Origin of the sequence: Lentibacter sp., from assembly GCF_965658795.1 — a bacterium.
In the GTDB taxonomy this organism is placed as follows: Bacteria; Pseudomonadota; Alphaproteobacteria; order Rhodobacterales; family Rhodobacteraceae; genus Lentibacter.
In genome coordinates this window covers 252,474-272,392 of the sequence record NZ_CBFHTG010000001.1, presented here as the reverse complement: position 1 = coordinate 272,392, position 19,919 = coordinate 252,474, and the positions used below count along the sequence as shown (strand labels likewise).

The following is a 19,919-nucleotide window of genomic DNA, read 5'->3' as shown; positions in this document are numbered from 1 at the left end:
CAGGCCGCATCGGCCTCGGCGTCGCCCTGCTTGAGGTTGACGATGCCCGCGTGAAACGGTGTCACACCTTCAGGCCAGATGATGCCGTTGTCGTCATGGCTCGCTTCGATGATCGCGCCCAAAAGGCGGCTCACACCGATGCCGTGGCTGCCCATATGCACCGCAACAGGCCTGCCGTCAGGCCCCTGCACGGTTGCGCCCATCGCATCGGAATATTTGGTGCCGAAATAGAAGATCTGGCCAACCTCGATGCCCCGCGCCACGCGGCGGCGCTCTTCTGGAACCTCGTTAAAGACCGCCTCGTCATGCGTCTCATCGGTGCGCGCATAGCGGGATGTGAACTCCTCCAGCACGGCTTGGCAGGCGGCCTTGTCGGTGTAGTCAATCGCGCGGTCACCAAACTTGAGATCGGTGATCTCGGCGTCATAAAACACCTCGGACTCGCCCGTGTCCGCCAGCACGAGGAATTCATGCGTGTCATCGCCCCCGATCGGCCCGGAATCTGCGCGCATCGGGATCGCTTGCAAGCCCATGCGCTCATAGGTGCGCAGGTAGCTCACCAAGTGGCGGTTGTAGGCGTGGAGCGCGTCTTCTTTGGTGAGGTCAAAGTTATAGCCGTCTTTCATATAGAATTCGCGGCCCCGCATCACGCCAAAGCGCGGGCGCACCTCGTCGCGGAACTTCCACTGGATCTGGTACATCGTCAGCGGCATGTCTTTGTAGCTGCTCACATTGGAGCGGAAAATATCGGTGATCAGCTCTTCGGCTGTGGGGGTGAAAAGCATATCGCGCCCGCCACGATCCTTGATGCGCAGCATCTCGTCGCCGTAAGCGTCATAGCGCCCGCTTTCGCGCCAGAGATCGGCCGACTGGATCGTTGGCATCAGCATCGGCAAATGCCCCGCGCGCATCTGCTCTTCGTGCACAATATTCTCGATCTTGCGCAGCACTTTAAAGCCCAGCGGCAACCACGAATAAATCCCCGCAGCCGACTGCTTGATCATACCGGCCCGCAGCATAAGACGGTGAGAGACAATCTGCGCCTCCGCAGGGGTTTCTTTGAGAACGGGCAGAAAATAGCGGCTCAGACGCATGGGGAAAACCTTATGTTTTGTTCGCCCCCCGTGTAGGCCCTCCCGCCGCGCGGAGCAAGGGGGCGCATCGGGTGAAGCGAGTTCCAGCTTTTCAATCTATGCGCGATAATTCACAGTGCCCCCACGCGCGCCAGCTTGTAAGGCGCACGCCTGTTTTGTTGTCGGAGCTTTTTAATGAGTGACCAAACCCCACCCGAAGACCTGCTTGACTGGCTCGGCATCTCAAACGCCCCCAACTGGCGCGTGGCAAAGCCACTGGGCCACCTCGTGGCGGCCCTGCTCACGCTTCTCATTCTCATAGCCTTTGCCGCAGCCTTTGTTCTGCTTGTCAGCACCATCTTTGGCAGCACAGCCAATGGCGCAGGCAGCCTCAGTGCAGGCGCACTCATCGTCGCGATCCTCGGCGCACCCTTTCTCATCTGGAACACGGTGATCAAACAAACAACCGTCAACTTCCAGAAAGAAAGCCACATCACCGACCGGATCAGCAAGGCCGTGGAACAACTGGGGGCCGAGAAGACTGTCAAAAGACTGAATGATCAGGGCCAATCAGTCGAAACCACCGAACCCAACATCGAAGTCCGCATCGGCGGCCTCCTCTCACTCGAGCGCATTGCCCAAGACAGCACCCGCTACGACAAGGGCCGCGACCATGTGCGTGTGATGGAAATCCTCTGTGCTTACGTGCGGGAGAATGCGCCGGCGAGCGAGGCGGAAAACGCACCATTCCCAAGTGGGACGAAGCAGGAAGACCTAGAACTGAAAGCTGGGACAAGCCCGTTTGACTGGTTTTATCGACAAGCGAAGCCTCGATCAGACATCCAGTTTGCTCTTTTCATTTTGGGCCGCCGAAGCGCCGAACAGATCGACATTGAAAGACAGCATTTGAATCGAAGAGGAGAGAGTTACTATCTCGATTTGACAGAAACGAACCTGCGCAAAGCTGACCTTGAAGGTCTAGACTTCTCCTCTGCCAGCTTCTTCAAGTCAAAACTCGAAGGTGCTTTTTGCAATGATGCCGACTTTAAAGGTTGTAATCTGATATACGCACAAATGACTTGTGCAAGTGGCCGAGGACTTGATCTCAGCCATGCCAGAATTGACTCTGCAGACTTTTCCCACGCCATTTTGAACGAAGCAAAGTTTCTACAGTGCTCGATGTCTCACACGCACTTCGTCGGAACTCAACTCAAGGGAGCGCACCTGTGTTTCTCGCCAAAGCCGCAGCCCGGAACTGTTAATCGCGCTTTTTTTATAAACGCTGACTTGCAAAGCGCATTGATCGAAGGAGATGTGCGCCAAGTCTATTTCACCTTTAGATTGCTACCCGATGAACAACATCCGCGAGAACTGAGAGCGACAAGATTCCGCAACAGTATTCTAGTCGACAACTTTGTCTTTTTCGGGGAAGCGCAATCGCAGAGCACCTTCAGCCCAGAGGAGCTTGCAGTAACATTTGGAGAGGCATCTTGCGAACTTAAGGATGCACTGCATCGCCCCGCTCACTGGCCAGATTGGGAGTTGGATTGGGCCACCTTCCAATCCGAATGGCGCAAGTGGCAGGCCGACCCAGACACCTACACCCCGCCGCCCAAACCCACGCCCTGATCACGCCTGATCACACAACCGTCAGCTGCACATCCAGGCGCTCCTACGCCCCGTAACCTCTTTACTCGCACAACGCGAGAGAGACACACTGACAGGAGTTACAAGTATGCTACGCACTTTCGTTCTCGCCACCGCTTTTGCTGCCGCTGCCACCTCGGCCTTCGCCGACGGCCACGGCAAGAAGACCATCGTCGAAATCGCCGCAGCCGATGAGCGCTTCACAACCCTCGTCGCCGCCGTCACGGCCGCCGATCTGGCCGAGACGCTCTCAGGCGAAGGCCCCTTCACTGTCTTTGCACCTGTGAATGACGCCTTCGCAGCCCTGCCCGAAGGCACGGTTGAAAGCCTGCTCACCCCCGAGATGAAGGGCGACCTGACCAATGTGCTGCTCTACCACGTTGTCCCCGGCAAGGTCATGGCGGGTGATATCGCTATGGGCACAATGGCCGCGGGCACAGCCCTGGCCGACGGCACGGTCTGCATCACCAAATCAGATGCAGGCGTCATGCTGGATGACGGCACAGGCACCATGGCCAATGTGGTCATCGCCGATATCGAAGCCTCAAACGGCGTGATCCATGTGATCGACAAGGTTGTCCTCCCCGGCAACGCGCCTGACTGCTAAGCACTCAGGCCAACAGGGCTTCGGGCACCCCCGCCTGAAGCCCACCCAAACCCCAACATCGGAGAAATACTATGAAAACCTCGCTTAAGGCGGCTCTTGCCGCATGCTTTGTCGCACTCTCAGCCCCCCTCGCCATGGCCGATGGCCACGGCAAACAAACCATCGTCGAAATCGCCGCCGCCGATGACCGCTTCAGCACACTTGTGGCCGCGGTCACAGCCGCAGGCCTTGCCGACACGCTCTCCAGCAAGGGCCCCTTCACCGTCTATGCCCCGGTGAATGACGCCTTCGCAGCCCTGCCAGAGGGCACCGTCGAAACGCTGCTCAAGCCCGAAAACAAAGACCAGCTCACCAATGTGCTGCTCTACCACGTGGATGACCGCAAGCTCATGGCCTCAGGCATTCCGCATGGCTCAAACTACTTCAAGCCCGTTCTCGCCTCCGAGCGCCTCTGCATCACCAAAAACGCCAGCGGTGTCAGCATCGCCGATGGCACGGGCGAGATGGCCAATGTCATCATCGCCGATATCAAAGCCTCCAACGGCGTGATCCATGTGATCGACAAGGTGCTGCTTCCCGGCACACGGCCCGCCTGCCACTAAGCCCCAAGTCAGGCAAACCGCGTCAGAGGCCCGCAGCTTGTTCTGCGGGCCTCTTGCGCTTTTGAGCCATCTGCGACATGAGTGAGCCTCGGGTTATACGAGGGTTTCATGGCGCTTCCTGTTCGCGATCAGCTTAAATATTGGGGCGTGGCCACTGTCGGCTTCTGCCTTGCGCTCTGGTTTCTGGGCGATGTGATCCTGCCGTTTGTTCTGGGCGGGGCGATTGCCTATTTCCTTGATCCTGTCGCCGACCGGCTTGAGAAAATGGGCTGCTCGCGCGCCATGGCCACAACGATCATTACCCTCGCGGCGCTGCTTGTCTTTGTGATCCTCGCCCTGCTGGTCATCCCCGCGATGGTGGAGCAGGCGATCTCGCTTTTTAACACAGCCCCAAGGCTCTTTGCCGATTTGCAGAGCTTCCTCACCGAGCGCTTCCCCTCCCTGATGGATGCCGACAGCACCCTGCGCACCTCGCTCATCGCCATTGGCGACAAGGTGCAAGAGCGCGGCGGCGAGCTTTTGCAGACGGTTCTGTCCTCGGCCATGTCGATCATCAACTTGGTGATGCTCTTTGTCATTGTGCCGGTTGTGGCCTTCTACCTCTTGTTTGACTGGGACCGCATGGTCGCCGCCATCGACGATGTGCTCCCGCGCGACCACGCCCCCGTCATCCGCCGGCTTGCAAGCGATGTTGACCGCACAATGGCCAGCTTCATTCGTGGCATGGGCACAGTCTGCCTCATCCTTGGCACCTATTACGCCCTCGCGCTCATGTTGGTGGGGCTACAGTTCGGCCTCATCGTCGGCTTTGTCGCGGGGCTGCTCACCTTTATTCCCTATCTCGGCGCAATCCTTGGTGGCGTTCTGGCCATTGGCCTTGCGCTGTTCCAGTTCTGGGGCGACTGGCTGTCGCTCGGGCTGGTGGCGGCTATCTTTGTCATCGGTCAGGTGATCGAGGGCAATGTCCTCACCCCCAAACTGGTTGGCAAATCAGTGGGCCTGCACCCCGTCTGGCTGATCTTTTCCCTCTCTGTCTTTGGCACGCTCTTTGGCTTTGTCGGCATGCTTGTTGCCGTGCCTGTGGCCGCGGCCATCGGCGTTCTGACGCGCTTTGTGATCTACACCTACAAAGAGAGCAAACTCTATCAAGGGCTCGAAGGCCAAAGCTCCGAGGCCGCCATGCGCGCCGCCGAGCAGGCCACAGCCTTGGAGCCTGAAGACAGCTAATGGCCTACCAACTCGTTTTTGATCTGCCCAGCAGCCCTGCTCTGGGGCGCAACGACTTTTTCGTCTCCCCCGCCAATGCCGCCGCAGTTGCGATGATTGACAGCTGGGGGGCCACGGGCTGGCGCAACCTGCTGATCACAGGCCCCAGAGGCGCGGGCAAAACCCATCTCGCCCATGTCTGGAGCGCGGTCTCGGGCGCCACGCATATCAAGGCCAGCAGCCTTGATACGGCCGATATCGCAGCGCTCGCGCCCCTCTGCCTTGTCATCGAAGATGTGCAAGAGATCGCAGGCCATGACGCCGCCCAAAACGCGCTCTTTCACCTCTACAACCTCGCCAAAGCCGAAGGCGGCACGCTGCTCTTTACGGCAGATGCCGAGCCACATCTCATAGGCCTCACCCTGCCTGACCTTGTCAGCCGCCTGCGCCAGATCGGTGGTGTGCAGCTACAGGCCCCCGATGACGACCTGCTCATGGCCGTGCTCATGAAGCTCTTTGCCGACCGCCAGCTCAACCCCAAGCCAGAGCTGATCCCCTATCTCACCCGCAACATCGAGCGCAGCTTTGCCGCCGCCTACGATATTGTCGAAGAGCTCGACAGGGTCGCGCTCAGCGAGGGCCGCGAAGTGGGCCGCCAACTCGCGATAGAGGTGATGGAGCGTCAGGCCGAGCTGTTTTAACGGCCAGCGCCCAACACCATTGTGGACAAAGCCCACAGCCGCGCCCATTATCTGCGTCAGCCTCTAAAAACTGTTACATATGAAGACTATATCCCCGTCATGATTGAAGCTGATTTCCTCTCCGCCCCCTTCCCCGCGCCCCAAGAGCTCGAGGGCGACCTCACAGGCCCTGCCCGCTACATGAACCGCGAGCTCAGCTGGCTCGGGTTCAACTGGCGTGTGCTGGAAGAGGCTGAGAATCTGCGCGTGCCCCTGCTGGAGCGGCTGAGGTTTGTCTCCATTTCGGCGACCAACCTTGACGAGTTCTACACCGTGCGCGTGGCGGGCCTGCGCGAGATGGTCAATGAAGGCGTCACCCTGCCTGCCATCGACGGGCTGACGCCTGCCGAGCAGCTCGTGCTCATCAATGACAACGCCCGCGAGCTTCTGGCCCGCCAGCAAGAGATTTTCGCCGCCCTGCGCGAAGAAATGGCCGAAGCTGGCATAGATATCTGCACCCGCGACGAGCTCACCCGCGAAGACAAGGCGCTCTTGCACGAGGTGTTTCTGGAGCAGGTCTTCCCCGTGCTCTCGCCTCTGGCGATTGATCCGGCGCACCCCTTCCCCTTTATTCCCAACACAGGCTACGCTCTCGCCCTTGAGCTTGAGAGCGACCGTGAAAAGCGCAAGCTTCAGGCGCTTTTGCCCATTCCAGCCCAGATCTCGCGCTTTGTGGCCCTGCCCGCACCCGAGGGGCAGTTCCGCTTCTTGCCGCTCGAAGAGCTGCTGCTGGAGCACCTGCCCAGCCTCTTTCCGGGCTTCCGCCTCAAGGGGGCCTGCGGCTTTCGTGTCTTGCGCGACAGTGACCTTGAGCTTGAGGATGAGGCCGAAGACCTCGTGCGCGAGTTCGAGACCGCGCTCAAGCGGCGACGGCGCGGCGAAGTTGTGCGCCTGACCATCTCAGCCGATGCCCCCGCGCGCCTCCTCAAGATGATCCAGCGCGAGCTGCACGTGACAGAAAACGAGATCGTGGAAATCAGCGGCATGATCGGCCTTGCCGACCTGTCGGGCCTTGTGCTTGATGAGCGCCCAGACCTGCTCTGGCCAGCCTTCTCCCCGCGTATCCCCGAGCGTGTGCAGGACCACGAGGGCGATATCTTCGCCGCGATCCGCCAGAAAGATATGCTGCTGCACCACCCCTACGAGACCTTCGATATGGTCGTGCGCTTTTTGAAACAGGCCGCACGCGACCCCGACGTGGTGGCGATCAAGCAAACGCTCTACCGCACCTCGCGCGACAGCCCCATCGTAGAGGCGCTCTGCGAGGCCGCCGAAGATGGCAAATCCGTCACCGCCCTTGTCGAGCTGAAAGCCCGCTTTGACGAGGCCGCCAACATCCGCCAGTCCCGCCGCCTCGAGCGGGCGGGGGCGCATGTGGTTTACGGCTTTCTCAACCTCAAGACACACGCCAAAATCAGCACCGTGGTGCGCCGCGAGGGCGACCGCCTTGTCACATACACCCACTACGGCACAGGCAACTACCACCCCATCACGGCACGGATTTATACCGATCTATCGCTCTTCACCTGCGATGCGGCCTTGGGGCGCGACGCCACCAAAGTGTTCAACTACCTTTCAGGCTATGTTGAGCCCGCCGCGCTGGAAAACCTTGCCATCTCGCCGCTCTGCCTCAAAGACCGCCTCCTTGAGATGATCGCCGCCGAGGCCGAACACGCCCGCGCAGGCCGCCCCGCGCAGATCTGGGCCAAGATGAACTCGCTCATCGAGCCGGAAGTGATTGATGCGCTCTATGCCGCCTCCCAAGCAGGCGTGCAGATCAGCCTTGTGATCCGTGGCATCTGCGGGCTGCGGCCGGGGGTCAAGGGGCTGTCGGAGACAATCCGCGTCAAGTCCATTGTCGGGCGCTTCCTTGAGCACTCGCGTATCGTCTGCTTTGGCAATGGCCACGGGCTGCCCCACAAGAAAGCGCGCGTGTTTATCTCGTCAGCCGACTGGATGGGGCGCAACCTGTCGCGCCGCGTCGAAACCTTGGTCGAAATCGGCAACCCGACCGTGAAAGCCCAGATCACCAGCCAGATCATGGCCGCCAATATGGCCGACACCGCCCAAAGCTGGGTCATGGATGCCTCGGGCCGCTTCACACGCGAAGAGCTGCCCGAAGGCACCTTCTCGTTCAACTGCCACCGCTTCTTCATGGAAAACCCCTCGCTGTCAGGGCGCGGTTCGGCAGGCGCATCCGATGTGCCCAAGCTCACCCACGGCGAAGACTGACCCGTTGTGTGGGTGCCACCCCACCTGACCCAAAGCTTAAGATCCCGTCACAGCACCGCGCCGCATGGTTAACCCTGCGCGACTCGCTTGAGCCGGTGCACGCGTGGTGCACGCATGGTGCACAGGTTTCACCCCCCTCTTTTGGCCCTTCGGGAAAGCGGTAACCGTTGCCCCCGTGCACTTAACCTTTGGTTAAGCCTTTCGTGCACGGTTGACGCATTGGCCCCCGCGCGCCATAAGAGGCCAAGGCACGCTTCAGGAGCGCTGGGAATGAGCGAAAACAAAGCAAATTCAAGCGATTGGGGCTTATTTGGCCGCCCCCTTTTTCAAGATCCGAAGGCACGCGCGCTCAGCCGCGTCGGCGTTGTTGATGTTGGGTCAAACTCTGTGCGCCTTGTGGTCTTTGATGGCGCGGCGCGCAGCCCCGCTTACTTTTTCAACGAAAAGGTCATGTGCGGCCTCGGCGAAGGCATCGCCGAAACAGGCCGCCTCAACCCCTCTGGCCGCACCCGCGCGCTCAGCGCCATCCGCCGCTTCCAGCGCCTTGCCGAGGGCATGAACACAGGCCCCCTCACCGCTGTTGCCACCGCCGCCGTGCGCGAGGCCGAAGACGGGCAGGAGTTCCGCGACCTTGTCGAAGCCGAGACAGGCCTGGAGCTGCACGTCATTGACGGCGAAGAAGAGGCGCGCCTCTCGGCACAAGGCGTTTTGCTAGGCTGGCCAGGCTCTTACGGGCTTGTCTGCGACATTGGCGGCTCGTCCATGGAGCTGGCCGAAGTGGCCGATGGTGTCGTTGGCAAGCGCGTCAGCTCGCCCCTTGGCCCCCAGCGGCTGATGAGCGTGAAGGGCGGGCGCAAGGCGCGCAAAGAGATCATCCGCGCCACCATTCAGGATCTGCACGCGCAGCTTGGCCCCCAGCACAACCGGCTCTTTCTGGTCGGCGGCTCGTGGCGCGCGATTGCGCGGATCGATATGGAGCGCCGCGGCTACCCGCTGCACGTACTTCACGAATACCGCATGAGCCGCAAAGCGGTCTCGGCAACATCAAAATACATCGCCGAAACCGACCCCGAAACAGTCAAGGCTGAGTCGGGCGTGTCCTCCAGCCGCATGAAGCTCGTCCCGATCGCTTCAGAAGTGCTTAAGGAAGTGGTGCGAGAGTTCCGACCCCACGATATCGCCGTCAGCTCCTACGGCATCCGCGAAGGCATGCTCTATGAGCAAATGCCCCAAGGCTTGCGCGACCGTGACCCGCTCATCGAAGCCTGCCGCTTCGCCGAATCAAAAGATGCGCGTCTGCCCGGCTTCGGGCGTACGCTCTACGAATTTATCCAGCCGCTCTTCAAGACGGCCCCGCCCGAACGGCGCAAGCTCATCAAGGCCGCCTGCCTGCTGCATGACGTCAGCTGGCGCGCGCACCCTGACTACCGCGCCGAAACCTGCTTTAACTTGGCCACTCAGGCCAATCTGGGTGGCATCCGCCACAATGAACGTGTCTTTCTCGGCCTCGCGCTGCTCTATCGCTACTCCAACTCGCGCATCACCACCGCGCGCTTTGAGCCAATCGCCGAGCTGCTCTCGGAAGCGGATCAGAAAGTGGCCGAAACCGTGGGCAAAGCCATGCGGTTTGGCGCGATGCTCTGGCTGCAAAAAGATGCTCACATCGGGCAAATGCGCCTCTATCCCAAAAAGCGTGTGCTGGAGCTGACACTGAGCGCAGAAGCTGTGCCTCTCTTTGGAGAGGTGGCCGAAGCGCGCTTCAACTCCCTTGCCGAGACCTTTCCCGCAACACCAAATATCATTTTAAAGCAGTGACTTAGAGGTCTACCTCGCCCTCAGGTGCAGCTGGCGGTGGGGCCACATCCGGCTCCTTTTTGCGCAGGATAATATCCCCGTTGGGCAAAACTTCGGGTGGATGATACGCGCTGAAATCCTCGATATCACCCATCAGCTCCGCAAGGGCTGGGCCCATCTCTTGCAAGAGCGCCTGCAGGTCTTTGACCGCAGGATCAACCTCTTTCAAGATCCCCTCCAAAAAGAGCTGCGCGCCCCGCTCCATCAGCGAGCTGCCGCTTTCTTCAGCCTGCGCAGCCCCGCCGACCGTGAGCGCTGACAAAACCCAGAGTTTAACAAAAAAATGTCTCATTCCTTCAATATAAGACTAAGTGTTCGTTTCACAAATACCGCCTCGCGCCCACGCACCAGAAAGACAGGCCATGTACCGTACCCTTCTCGCTTTGTTTCTTTGCCTCAACGCCACAGCCCTCAATGCGGGCCCAGACCGCTTTTCTGTGTTGCTCGGCTCACATCATATCAACGGGACAGGCTTCAACGAAGTGAACCCCGGCCTCTTCGCCACATGGGAGCGCGAGCGCACGGCCCTCAGCCTTGGGGTCTTTCTCAACAGCTATGAGCGCGTCTCCATCGCAGCAACCAGCTATCTCCCTTTAAAGACTTGGAAAACCGGTGACGCAGGCGTCTTTGCCGGCCTTGCCCACTACCCCAGCAACGGACGTGATTTCAAAACGCATCTGGGCGGCGATGTTGTCTTTCTGGGCGGCCTCCAGCTGCGTCAGGGCTATGGCTTTGTGCAGATTGTGCCCATGAATGCCGACAGCGCCGAAGGCCTGATCTCATTTGGCCTCACCTTTGACGTGCCTTAAAGGTCAATATCCAAAGTCACCGGAAAGTGGTCTGAGGCCATAAGCAACGCATCGCGCAGCTCGGGCGCCGTCCAGCAGTCAGGGTCATCAAACGGGTGCCAGATGCGCCAGTCAGGCTGCTTGGCGGCCAGATCGGGCGAGACCATGATGTAATCAAGCAGCGCTTGCAGATAGCGCTTTTGCTCATGCAAATAAAAGCGCGCCGTTGTCGGTGTTGCGCCCAGGCGGCGCTGTAAGCCAAGCCGCGCGTGAGGGTCAAAAAGGCAGTTCTGCCCCGTCTCCCCAAGGATAATCTCGACCGACGAGCGCCCGAAAAGCCCCTCATATTGGTCAAGGCCGGGGCCATCGTTGAGGTCGCCCAGCACCATCAGGCTCTCCCCCGCGCTCAGGTGGTCTTCCACGCGTTGGCGCAGCCAAATCGCTTGTGCCAGCTGCTTGCGGCGGTTCTGGATCGACAGTTTCATCGCCTCGTGTTCGTTGCGCGCTCCGTGGGGCGCCTTTGACTTGAGGTGCGTCCCGATCAGCTGCAGAACCTGCCCCGAAGCTGTCACCGCCTCCACCTCAAGGGGCGGCTTGGAAAAGCGCACGAGGTCTTCCTTGGCGTCCACATCAAGGTCGATCCGGAAGGTGCCGTCAAAACGCGGCGCTTGGCCTGAGCCTTTCTTGCCGCTCTCCCCGCCTTGTGGCGCGTGCCGAACAGTCAGCACAGCAGGGTCATACATCAGCGCAATCTCTTGCTGGGTATCGTTTTGAAAGCCAATCAATGTGGAGTTCGCCCGCACCCCAAAGGCCGCGGCAAAGCCCTCCAGCGCCCTTGCTGTCTGGCGGTTGCGGTTCTCGTCTGGCGCTTCGATCACCATGATCGCATCCGCATCAAGCGCTGCAAAAACCACGCCAAGCGCCTCTGTCTGCTGCGCGCGGGTCACATCGTGACGCCCCGACCAGCCCTCATCCATCAGCAGCTTGCCATCATCATCAAAAAGACTGTTGAACCACTCGACATTATACGTCGCAATGCGCATCAGCCTCGGGCGTCCTTGATCTCTTTCCAAGCGCGGTTGATCGCGACCATCCGCTTTTCGGCCATTTTGACCGCCTCTTCAGGCAGGCCGCGCGCCACCAGCCTGTCGGGGTGGCTCTCATGTATATGCGCGCGCCATGCCTTGCGCAGCTCGTCCATTGTGGCCTCCGGGCTGACCCCCAAAACACTGTAGGGGTCGGCTTCTGCCTCGGGCACAAAGCGGCTTCTGATCTGGCGAAACTCCCGCTCCCCAAGCCCGAAGATATCGGCCACCGCCTGCAAAAACTCGTCTTCATTCGGGTGATAGCGGCCATCGGCCATGGCAATATGAAACAGGCCTTCAAGCAGGTCGCAGAGCGCGCCGTGGCCTTGGCCAAACATCTCGCGCACACGCTCGGCATAGTCTTCAAATCCGGCAACATCCTGGCGCGCAAGGTTAAACACCCGCGCCGCATCGGCCTCGTCTTCCTGCGCAATCTGAAACACTTCGCGAAAGGCCATAACCTCGTCACGCGTCACAAGGCCATCGGCCTTCGCCATCTTCGCCCCAAGCGCAATCACCGCGATTGTAAAGGCAATCGAGCGCTCTGGCGGCGTGCGCAGCTGCGCAAAAACCGCGCTCAAGGGCTCCCCCTGTGACAGCGCAGAAACGGCAGCGGTTATTCGGCTCCAAATCGACATGGGCCAATCCTACCGCGCGCGGCTCGGAGTGTCAGGGCGCAATCAGAGAAATTTGTGATAAAGATGCAAATCAAGCCACTGGCCGGCCTTGCGCCCGACCTCGGGCAAAATGGCCAAGCGTTCAAACCCGACCCGCTCATGAAACGCCTGCCCCTCAGGGTTGGCCCCGCTCACCCCACCATAGAGCGAATGCGCACCTTCAGCGCGTGCCGCGGCCTCGACAGCCCCAAGCAAAGCGCGCCCGAGCCCCAGCCCGCGCGCCGCTGCGCCAAGGTGAATGGTGTATTCCATCGAATGCGCATAGCCCGGCCCACCACGAAACTGAAAGAAACACGCAAAGCCAACAGCTTGCCCCGCATGCTCGGCCACCCACCAGCGGTGTGGCTCAGCTTCGATCAACTCAGCTAGGGCGCCTGCATCCTTTTCAGCGGTGGTAAATGTCGCCAGCGTATCGCGGATAATAGCGTTCCAGATCGAGGCGATCAGCGCAGCATCACTCTGGCGCGCTGGCCGCACACTCACAGCGTTATCTCCTGCCCGCCCGCGCCCCGTAAAGTTGCTTTCAGCTGCGGATTGCGGGCTTGGAGGATCTGCACGCGCGCATCCTGAAGTGGCGCGAGCGCGTCTTTGAGGCCAGCCGCCTCAGGGTGGCCAAGCTCAAGCCGCATCAGCTCAAGCCCCGAAGGGGCCAGCCGCGTCGCAGGGTGTGGTGTGGTGCCCCAATCAATCAGGCCAGGGTGGCACTGATCATAGGGCAACACACCGCCCCGAGCTTCGGCCATATCCCAAGCCAGATCACCGCGCGTGAGACCGACAACATGGTCAAACCCCTCTGGAAGAGGCGCTGCGGCCAAGCCTTGAGCGCTGCACACCCAAGTGACCAGCCGTGGCGCACCGTCAAAGCCATCAAGGCCAAACCAGCGTGGCCCGTGGGGCGCGTCTGCCTCGGGGTCTACGGCAATCACCTCAAGGTATAGCCCGTCCGCCATCCCCAAGAGCGCGTTATGCGTGCCATAGCGCGCATGTTTCCCGCCCGCTTGCAGCGGCACGCCAAGGCGCTCTTCAGCCCAGACGACACCGCTTTCAAGCGTTTCTGCCGCGATCACAAGGTGATCAAATGCGTAGCGCATCAGGCCTTACCGGCGCGTTTCGCGGATGATCCGCAGGATATCTTCGGCTGCATCAGGAATGTTTGTTCCAGGTCCAAAGATCGCTTTCACACCGGCGTTCTTGAGGAAATCATAGTCTTGCTGCGGGATCACCCCACCACAAATCACAATGATATCGCCTGCATCTTTGGCTTTCAGCTCTTCAATAAGCTGTGGGGCCAAAGTTTTGTGGCCTGCAGCCTGTGATGAAATCCCGATCACATGCACATCGTTGTCAATCGCGTCTTGCGCAGCTTCCTCGGGTGTCTGGAAAAGCGGGCCAACGTCCACATCAAAGCCGATGTCGGCAAAGGCAGTGGCGATGACTTTTGCGCCACGGTCATGGCCGTCTTGGCCCATCTTCACCACAAGCAAGCGTGGGCGGCGGCCCTCTTCCTCTGCAAAGGCTTCGATGCTGGCCTGTATTTTGGCAAAGCCCTCATCGCCTTCATACGCTGCGCCATAAACACCAGCGAGTGTTTTGACTTCCGCGCGGTGGCGGCCAAACTCTTCTTCCATTGCCATGCTGATTTCTCCAACCGAGGCGCGCACACGCGCGGCCTCTACGGCGGCTTCAAGCAGGTTGCCGCCCTCTTTGCTACGACGCGTCAGCTCTGCAAGAGCAGCGGTGCAAGCGGCTTCATCCCGGCTGGCACGAATGCTGGCAAGCCGCTTCACTTGGCTTTCACGCACCGCAACGTTGTCCACATCCAGAATGTCGATCGCGTCTTCTTTGGCGAGGCGATATTTGTTCACGCCAACAATAACCTCTTCGCCACGGTCAATCTTGGCCTGACGGCGCGCCGCACTTTCCTCAATGCGCAGCTTGGGCATCCCGGAGGCCACGGCCTTGGTCATACCGCCCATCTCCTCCACTTCGGTGATCAGCGCCCAAGCCTTCTCGGCCAGCTCGTTTGTGAGGCTTTCCACGTAGTATGAGCCAGCCAGCGGGTCGACGACATTGGTAACGCCGGTTTCTTCCTGCAAAATCAGCTGGGTGTTGCGGGCAATGCGCGCGCTAAACTCTGTGGGCAGCGCAATCGCCTCATCCAGCGCATTGGTGTGCAAGCTCTGCGTGCCACCAAGCGCCGCGGCCATAGCTTCATAGGCCGTGCGGATGACGTTGTTGTAGGGGTCTTGCTCTTGCAAGCTCACACCCGATGTCTGGCAGTGGGTGCGCAGCATTTTGGAGCGCTCTGATTTGGCGTCAAATTCTGTCATGATGCGGTGCCAGAGCAAGCGCGCCGCGCGCAGCTTTGCGGCCTCCATGAAAAAGTTCATGCCAATCGCAAAGAAGAAGCTCAGACGCCCCGCAAACTTATCGACATCCATGCCAGCCTCAATCGCCGCGCGCACATACTCGCGCCCGTCCGCCAGCGTGTAGGCCAACTCCTGCACAAGGTTCGCGCCGGCTTCCTGCATATGGTAGCCCGAGATGCTGATCGAGTTGAACTTCGGCATCTCGTTTGAGGTATACTCGATGATATCCGAAATGATCCGCATGCTTGGCTCTGGCGGGTAAATGTAGGTGTTACGCACCATGAACTCTTTGAGAATATCGTTCTGGATGGTGCCTGACAGAACAGATTTGTCATGCCCCTGCTCTTCCCCTGTCACGATGAAACTCGCCAAAATCGGAATGACCGCGCCGTTCATCGTCATCGAGACCGAGACTTTATCCAACGGGATCTCGTCAAAGAGGAGTTTCATATCCTCAACCGAGTCAATCGCCACACCGGCTTTGCCCACATCGCCCACAACGCGAGGGTGGTCGCTGTCATAGCCACGGTGGGTCGCAAGGTCGAACGCAACAGAGACCCCCTGCTGCCCCGCCGCAAGCGCTTTGCGGTAAAAGGCGTTGCTCTCTTCAGCCGTTGAGAAACCCGCATATTGGCGGATCGTCCAAGGGCGGCCTGTGTACATGGTTGATTTCACACCACGTGTGAAAGGCTCAAACCCCGGGATCGTGCCGAGGTGGCTCATGCCTTCAAGGTCTTCCTCAAAATAGACAGGCTTCACCTCGATATCTTCGAGCGTCTTCCATGTCAGGTCTTTCAGCTCCCGTCCGCGCAGCTCTTTTTCAGCTCGCGTGGCCCATTCTTCGCGTTTGGTCATAGATATGTCCTCTTCTTGCTGCCGCGGTCAGGCTTATGCCTGCTTCTCTCGGCTCTTTTCTGTCAATCCATTTGGCAATACCGCCCGCACCGGCCACGCACCAAAACACATCATCGGCATGGCGCTCGGCGAGCACAGCGCTTTGGGCGCGGGTAAAGGGCTGCCAGCGCCCCTCACCATTTGGCAGGTCACGGGCATGATGGCCCCGCGCGGCCAAACAGGCCCGCAAGGCGCCCAGATCGGGGGCTTGGTTTAGCCTCACGTCCTTTGCCACTTTGGGCAATGGCGCGTTACACGTCAGCGCGCGCGCCAGCCGCGCATCGGGTGCGCTGGCAAAGTCGGTGAAGCTGTGCAGCTCGATCTCGCTGCCCTCGAACGCCTCGGCCACATCACACGCCACATCGCGCCAGCTGCGCGACGCGTCGGTGATCGCCGCAAGCTGGCTCTCTTGTGGAGGCAAGTTGCCCCGCTTCACCGCATAGGCCAGTGCTGAGGCCCAATAGCCATCCAGCGGGCGCACGCCCATCATCACTCGGTCAATCGGGTGTTCAATCGCCTTTGCAAAGCCTCGCAAGCGCATCAGCGCATCAGGATAGAGCGCACGGCGGCGAATATTTCCCTTAACCGAGCCAAGCGCATTCTCTTCACTGATCAGGAGCGTGCGAACGCCCCGCGCCCGCGCAACCGCCAGAGCGCTCGCAATCCTTGGTTTTGCCGCCTCGATCGCGGCCTCCGGCACCTCGCCATTTGGCCCCGCATAGAGGCCATCAAACAGCCCGCCATCGCGCAGGCGTTGCGGCCCCCAAAAGCCTAGCCCCGCCTCACGCAGCTCGGCTGTATGGCTGCGCAGATAGTGTTGAAACGTTGTCGTGGCGCAGCGGTGTGCCCCAATGTGAAAGATAATCTGCATTTTGCTCAGCCCCAATTCGGCCTGCGCGCCTGTGCGAGCAGAGCCATTTCTTTGGGGAAGAGTGTGGCCCAGCGATGCTGAGCAAGCGTTTAACAGAGCCAAAAAAAGCGCCCTGCGCTCTTTTTTTGTCGTAAACCCGTTCAAACGGCCTATATCATGCTCAGCAGGAGGACTTATGCTACGCATCTTAAGCTTTGGAATTGCAGTATTTTTCGCAAGTCTGGCGCAGGCTGAAAGCCCACGCTCCGCGCTGCCGCAAGACATGCTCGTGGCGGCCGAAGACGCCGATTTATCTCGCTTTTTATGGACAAATCGGCTGATCATTGTCTTCGCAGACAGTGAAGCTGACCCAAGGTTCATTGACCAAATCGACCTCTTGGCCGAACGCCCCGCAGAGCTGACAGAGCGTGATGTCAAAATCGTGCTTGATGCAGAGCCCGCGCTCAACAGCACCTTGCGCACCAAATACCGCCCACGTGGTTTTATGCTGATGCTTGTTGGCAAAGACGGGCAGGTATATCTGCGCAAACCCCTGCCTTGGGATGTGCGCGAGATTTCCCGCTCAATCGACAAACTTCCCCAGCGCCAGCAAGAAGTGCGCGACAGGCGTACCGACGGCAGCTGACGCGCTAGACGTTTCCGCGCAGGAAAAATGCCAGCTTTTCGGGGGGATAGAGCAAGAGCAGCGCGTTCTCTTCGGGCAGATACACCATCTGCGTCTTTTCTGACATCAGCACGCGGTAGTACCCGCGCGAGATGCGTGCGTCCATGCAGTCGCGTGCAGGCCCGATCCCTGACGAGATCAGCCCCAACCCGTTTGAAAGATCGCGGCTCATGATCGCTTCTGTCACCTCGTGAGGTGTCAGACCCTTGAGCGCAAACAGAACGTCTTTCTGCCCGCGCACCCGCTCCATCGCCGTTTCCAATGTATCGGCGGTGAAATAGGGTTTGCGAAACTCGCCCAGAGCCAGCGTAAAGACCGCTGCGGTGCATGTCCCCTTGGAGGAGAAATGCATCGTATCCAGCAGGTAGAGTCGTGAGGCCAGTTGGGCCTTCACATTCTCTTCCGTATCCAGATCGCAGCTCGCCAAGAGCATAAGCCCCGTCAGCCACATCAGAAGTTTGAACATACCAAAGCCCCTCCAAACAAGGCCGAACCTTGCTCAGACTAGCGTCAAAACCTTTCGGCTTTCTTGACGCATATGTGGGGCCTTGGGGCATAAAGCTTATTCAAACTCCATGATGACTTCATCCACAGCCAAGCTGTCGCCCGGGCCTGCGTTGATCTTGGCCACGGTGCCCTTACGCTCGGCGCGCAAGATGTTTTCCATCTTCATGGCTTCGACTGTGCAAAGCGCTTGGCCTTCCTGCACTTCCTCGCCTTCGGCCACGTCGATCTTCACGATCAGTCCCGGCATCGGGCACAGCAACATCTTGGATGTGTCAGGCGCAACCTTCTCAGGCATCAGCTTGGCCAGTTCGGCTTGGCGTGGGGTTCGCACATGCACCTTCAGGTCAGCGCCACGGCTGCGAATGCGGAAGCCCCCCGAAATCTTGCCAACCTTGAGAACAAGGCCGCCCTCCCCCACGCTCAGGCGCGCGAGCTGGTCACCGGGTGTCCAGTCAGAGGCCACACGCAAAGACGCGCCATCTTCAAAGCGCACCGTTGAGCCCGCCTTGTCAGCCTCGATAGTGACAGGGAAGTCCTGCCCCTGAAGGCTGACAACCCAATCTGTGCCAACAACCCGCTCGTGGTTGTCCATCCGCCCGGAGACACGGGTCCGGCGGATCTCGGCCACACGGTGCATGGCGGCCGCACTCGCCGCAATCGCGCGCAGTGCATCATCACCAAGCTCGACCCCGACAAACCCTTCAGGATACTGCTCTTCAATAAAGGCGGTCGTCATCTCGCCTTTGATGAAAATATCATGGTCCATCACCGCGCTCAGGAACGGCAGGTTGTGGCCGATCCCTTCCAGCTCAAACCCGTCAAGCGCGTCGCGCATGTGGGCAATGGCCTCGGCGCGCGTGGGGGCCCATGTGCAGAGCTTCGCGATCATCGGATCATAATACATGCTGATCTCGCCGCCTTCATAGACGCCCGTATCGTTGCGCACCGCAAAGTCGCCTGCCGGCGCATCGCCCTGCCATTTTCCTTGCTCAAGAAGCGGGCCAGAGGCCGTCTCCGCAGGGGGGCGGTAGCGTGAAAGGCGGCCAATCGAAGGCAAGAAGCCACGGTAAGGGTCTTCGGCATACAGACGGTTTTCAATCGCCCAGCCTGTCAGCTTCACATCGTCCTGCGCCATGGCAAGCTTTTCGCCATACGCCACGCGGATCATCTGCTCCACAAGGTCAACACCCGTGATCAGCTCCGTCACAGGGTGTTCCACCTGAAGGCGCGTGTTCATCTCAAGGAAGTAAAAATTCTTCGCGCCATCCACGATAAATTCAACCGTGCCTGCGCTGGCGTAGTCAACAGCTTTGGCCAGAGCCACGGCCTGCTCGCCCATCGCCTTGCGGGTGGTCTCATCAAGGAAAGGGCTTGGCGCTTCTTCGACAACTTTTTGCTGACGCCGCTGGATAGAGCATTCGCGCTCGCCAAGGTAGATACCGTTGCCATGGCTGTCGCAGAGCACCTGAATTTCGATATGACGTGGCTGTGTGATGAACTTCTCAATGAAGATACGGTCGTCCCCAAAAGAGTTGGCCGCCTCGTTCTTGGAGCTCTGGAAGCCCTCCCGCGCCTCTGTATCGCTCCACGCGATCCGCATGCCCTTGCCGCCGCCCCCCGCGGAGGCCTTGATCATCACAGGATACCCGATCTCGTTGGAGATTTTCACTGCCTCATCGGCATCCGCGATCAGGCCCATGTAGCCGGGCACTGTGCTCACATCTGCTTCTTGGGCGATCTTCTTTGAAGTGATCTTGTCGCCCATCTTCTCGATCGCGCCGACAGGTGGCCCGATAAAAGCAACGCCAGCCGCGTCAAGCGCCTCGGCAAACTTCGAGTTCTCCGAAAGAAAGCCATAGCCCGGGTGAACCGCCTCCGCGCCTGTCTCCTTGACGGCGCGCATCACGTTCTCGATCACAATATAGGACTGGTTTGCAGGCGCTGGCCCGATATGCACCGCTTCATCGGCCATCTGCACATGCAGCGCCTGACGGTCCGCATCCGAGTAGATAGCAACCGTCTTGATGCCCATCTTCTTGGCTGTCTTGATCACGCGGCATGCAATTTCGCCCCGGTTTGCAATCAGGATCTTCTTAAACATGG

Annotated in this window: 19 protein-coding genes; 9 read left to right on the top strand and 10 right to left on the bottom strand. The window is 59.7% G+C overall.

Annotated features, from left to right (window positions below; genetic code table 11):
- The coding region (proS, locus tag ACTG3X_RS01435) for a proline--tRNA ligase (protein ID WP_439109438.1) at nt 1-1,094 on the bottom strand (1,094 nt) is incomplete at its 3' end.
- Nucleotides 1,095-1,361: 267 nt separating this feature from the next.
- Here proS and ACTG3X_RS01430 point away from each other — a divergent pair.
- The 7 genes from ACTG3X_RS01430 to ACTG3X_RS01400 all read left to right on the top strand — a co-directional run bounded on the left by ACTG3X_RS01430 (nt 1,362) and on the right by ACTG3X_RS01400 (nt 9,922).
- Nucleotides 1,362-2,702, top strand: a complete 1,341-nt coding sequence (locus ACTG3X_RS01430) for a pentapeptide repeat-containing protein (protein ID WP_439109437.1) — start codon at nt 1,362-1,364, stop codon at nt 2,700-2,702.
- A 106-nt stretch (nt 2,703-2,808) separates the two neighbouring features.
- Entirely contained in the window at nt 2,809-3,327 is a 519-nt protein-coding gene (locus ACTG3X_RS01425) for a fasciclin domain-containing protein (RefSeq protein WP_439109436.1), read from the top strand.
- Between the two features lie 71 nt (nt 3,328-3,398).
- Nucleotides 3,399-3,929, top strand: coding sequence for a fasciclin domain-containing protein (locus ACTG3X_RS01420; RefSeq protein ID WP_439109435.1), 531 nt, complete (start codon nt 3,399-3,401; stop codon nt 3,927-3,929).
- Between the two features lie 108 nt (nt 3,930-4,037).
- Nucleotides 4,038-5,156 (top strand): AI-2E family transporter, encoded by a 1,119-nt coding sequence (locus ACTG3X_RS01415; protein WP_439109434.1) that lies wholly within the window; start codon nt 4,038-4,040, stop codon nt 5,154-5,156.
- Nucleotides 5,156-5,836 (top strand): DnaA ATPase domain-containing protein, encoded by a 681-nt coding sequence (locus ACTG3X_RS01410; protein ID WP_439109433.1) that lies wholly within the window; start codon nt 5,156-5,158, stop codon nt 5,834-5,836. The genes ACTG3X_RS01415 and ACTG3X_RS01410 overlap by 1 nt, the downstream gene beginning before the upstream one ends.
- 99 nt (nt 5,837-5,935) lie before the next feature.
- A complete protein-coding gene (locus ACTG3X_RS01405) occupies nt 5,936-8,107 on the top strand; it encodes an RNA degradosome polyphosphate kinase (protein WP_439109432.1) in 2,172 nt (723 codons plus the stop codon).
- A gap of 270 nt (nt 8,108-8,377) precedes the next feature.
- Nucleotides 8,378-9,922: a Ppx/GppA family phosphatase gene (locus ACTG3X_RS01400; RefSeq protein WP_439109431.1), complete on the top strand. Its 1,545-nt coding sequence runs from the start codon at nt 8,378-8,380 to the stop codon at nt 9,920-9,922.
- A 1-nt stretch (nt 9,923) separates the two neighbouring features.
- Here ACTG3X_RS01400 and ACTG3X_RS01395 read toward each other — a convergent pair whose 3' ends face one another.
- The gene (locus ACTG3X_RS01395; RefSeq protein WP_439109430.1) at nt 9,924-10,253 is read right to left on the bottom strand and encodes a hypothetical protein; all 330 of its coding nucleotides are present in this window, start codon (nt 10,251-10,253) and stop codon (nt 9,924-9,926) included.
- A 70-nt stretch (nt 10,254-10,323) separates the two neighbouring features.
- Between ACTG3X_RS01395 and ACTG3X_RS01390 the strand changes: the two genes are divergently transcribed.
- On the top strand, nt 10,324-10,770 hold the full coding sequence (locus ACTG3X_RS01390; protein WP_439109429.1) for a hypothetical protein: 447 nt from the start codon (nt 10,324-10,326) through the stop codon (nt 10,768-10,770).
- On the opposite strand, the gene ACTG3X_RS01385 is transcribed toward ACTG3X_RS01390, so the two are convergent.
- The 6 genes from ACTG3X_RS01385 to ACTG3X_RS01360 are packed head-to-tail and all read right to left on the bottom strand — an operon-like array spanning nt 10,767 to nt 16,645.
- Nucleotides 10,767-11,792, bottom strand: a complete 1,026-nt coding sequence (locus tag ACTG3X_RS01385; protein ID WP_439109428.1) for an endonuclease/exonuclease/phosphatase family protein — start codon at nt 11,790-11,792, stop codon at nt 10,767-10,769. The two genes, ACTG3X_RS01390 and ACTG3X_RS01385, sit on opposite strands and share 4 nt — an antisense overlap.
- Nucleotides 11,792-12,472, bottom strand: a complete 681-nt coding sequence (locus tag ACTG3X_RS01380; protein ID WP_439109427.1) for a TerB family tellurite resistance protein — start codon at nt 12,470-12,472, stop codon at nt 11,792-11,794. Before ACTG3X_RS01380 ends, ACTG3X_RS01385 begins: the two co-directional genes overlap by 1 nt.
- Nucleotides 12,473-12,514: 42 nt before the next feature.
- On the bottom strand, nt 12,515-12,994 hold the full coding sequence (locus tag ACTG3X_RS01375) for a GNAT family N-acetyltransferase (protein WP_439109426.1): 480 nt from the start codon (nt 12,992-12,994) through the stop codon (nt 12,515-12,517).
- Complete coding sequence (locus ACTG3X_RS01370; protein WP_439109425.1) at nt 12,991-13,602, bottom strand: VOC family protein; 612 nt, start codon at nt 13,600-13,602, stop codon at nt 12,991-12,993. The genes ACTG3X_RS01375 and ACTG3X_RS01370 overlap by 4 nt, the downstream gene beginning before the upstream one ends.
- Nucleotides 13,603-13,608: 6 nt before the next feature.
- Nucleotides 13,609-15,735: a methylmalonyl-CoA mutase gene (gene scpA, locus ACTG3X_RS01365; protein WP_439109424.1), complete on the bottom strand. Its 2,127-nt coding sequence runs from the start codon at nt 15,733-15,735 to the stop codon at nt 13,609-13,611.
- A complete protein-coding gene (locus ACTG3X_RS01360; protein ID WP_439109423.1) occupies nt 15,701-16,645 on the bottom strand; it encodes a hypothetical protein in 945 nt (314 codons plus the stop codon). The genes scpA and ACTG3X_RS01360 overlap by 35 nt, the downstream gene beginning before the upstream one ends.
- 175 nt (nt 16,646-16,820) lie before the next feature.
- Between ACTG3X_RS01360 and ACTG3X_RS01355 the strand changes: the two genes are divergently transcribed.
- The gene (locus ACTG3X_RS01355; RefSeq protein ID WP_439109422.1) at nt 16,821-17,270 is read left to right on the top strand and encodes a DUF4174 domain-containing protein; all 450 of its coding nucleotides are present in this window, start codon (nt 16,821-16,823) and stop codon (nt 17,268-17,270) included.
- A 4-nt stretch (nt 17,271-17,274) separates the two neighbouring features.
- Here ACTG3X_RS01355 and ACTG3X_RS01350 read toward each other — a convergent pair whose 3' ends face one another.
- The gene (locus tag ACTG3X_RS01350; RefSeq protein WP_439109421.1) at nt 17,275-17,775 is read right to left on the bottom strand and encodes a hypothetical protein; all 501 of its coding nucleotides are present in this window, start codon (nt 17,773-17,775) and stop codon (nt 17,275-17,277) included.
- A gap of 96 nt (nt 17,776-17,871) precedes the next feature.
- Entirely contained in the window at nt 17,872-19,917 is a 2,046-nt protein-coding gene (locus tag ACTG3X_RS01345; RefSeq protein WP_439109420.1) for an acetyl-CoA carboxylase biotin carboxylase subunit, read from the bottom strand.
- Between the last annotated feature and the right edge of the window lie 2 nt (nt 19,918-19,919).

Bases quoted from the DNA above. Each gene is read 5' to 3' on its own strand.
- ACTG3X_RS01350 (WP_439109421.1), bottom strand. From the start codon at position 17,775: ATGTTCAAACTTCTGATGTGGCTGACGGGGCTTATGCTCTTGGCGAGC.
- ACTG3X_RS01360 (WP_439109423.1), bottom strand. From the start codon at position 16,645: ATGCAGATTATCTTTCACATTGGGGCACACCGCTGCGCCACGACAACG.
- ACTG3X_RS01405 (WP_439109432.1), top strand. From the start codon at position 5,936: ATGATTGAAGCTGATTTCCTCTCCGCCCCCTTCCCCGCGCCCCAAGAG.
- ACTG3X_RS01410 (WP_439109433.1), top strand. From the start codon at position 5,156: ATGGCCTACCAACTCGTTTTTGATCTGCCCAGCAGCCCTGCTCTGGGG.
- ACTG3X_RS01345 (WP_439109420.1), bottom strand. From the start codon at position 19,917: ATGTTTAAGAAGATCCTGATTGCAAACCGGGGCGAAATTGCATGCCGC.
- ACTG3X_RS01380 (WP_439109427.1), bottom strand. From the start codon at position 12,472: ATGTCGATTTGGAGCCGAATAACCGCTGCCGTTTCTGCGCTGTCACAG.
- ACTG3X_RS01395 (WP_439109430.1), bottom strand. From the start codon at position 10,253: ATGAGACATTTTTTTGTTAAACTCTGGGTTTTGTCAGCGCTCACGGTC.
- ACTG3X_RS01370 (WP_439109425.1), bottom strand. From the start codon at position 13,602: ATGCGCTACGCATTTGATCACCTTGTGATCGCGGCAGAAACGCTTGAA.
- scpA (WP_439109424.1), bottom strand. From the start codon at position 15,735: ATGACCAAACGCGAAGAATGGGCCACGCGAGCTGAAAAAGAGCTGCGC.
- ACTG3X_RS01425 (WP_439109436.1), top strand. From the start codon at position 2,809: ATGCTACGCACTTTCGTTCTCGCCACCGCTTTTGCTGCCGCTGCCACC.
- ACTG3X_RS01385 (WP_439109428.1), bottom strand. From the start codon at position 11,792: ATGCGCATTGCGACGTATAATGTCGAGTGGTTCAACAGTCTTTTTGAT.
- ACTG3X_RS01355 (WP_439109422.1), top strand. From the start codon at position 16,821: ATGCTACGCATCTTAAGCTTTGGAATTGCAGTATTTTTCGCAAGTCTG.
- ACTG3X_RS01390 (WP_439109429.1), top strand. From the start codon at position 10,324: ATGTACCGTACCCTTCTCGCTTTGTTTCTTTGCCTCAACGCCACAGCC.
- ACTG3X_RS01400 (WP_439109431.1), top strand. From the start codon at position 8,378: ATGAGCGAAAACAAAGCAAATTCAAGCGATTGGGGCTTATTTGGCCGC.
- ACTG3X_RS01415 (WP_439109434.1), top strand. From the start codon at position 4,038: ATGGCGCTTCCTGTTCGCGATCAGCTTAAATATTGGGGCGTGGCCACT.
- ACTG3X_RS01420 (WP_439109435.1), top strand. From the start codon at position 3,399: ATGAAAACCTCGCTTAAGGCGGCTCTTGCCGCATGCTTTGTCGCACTC.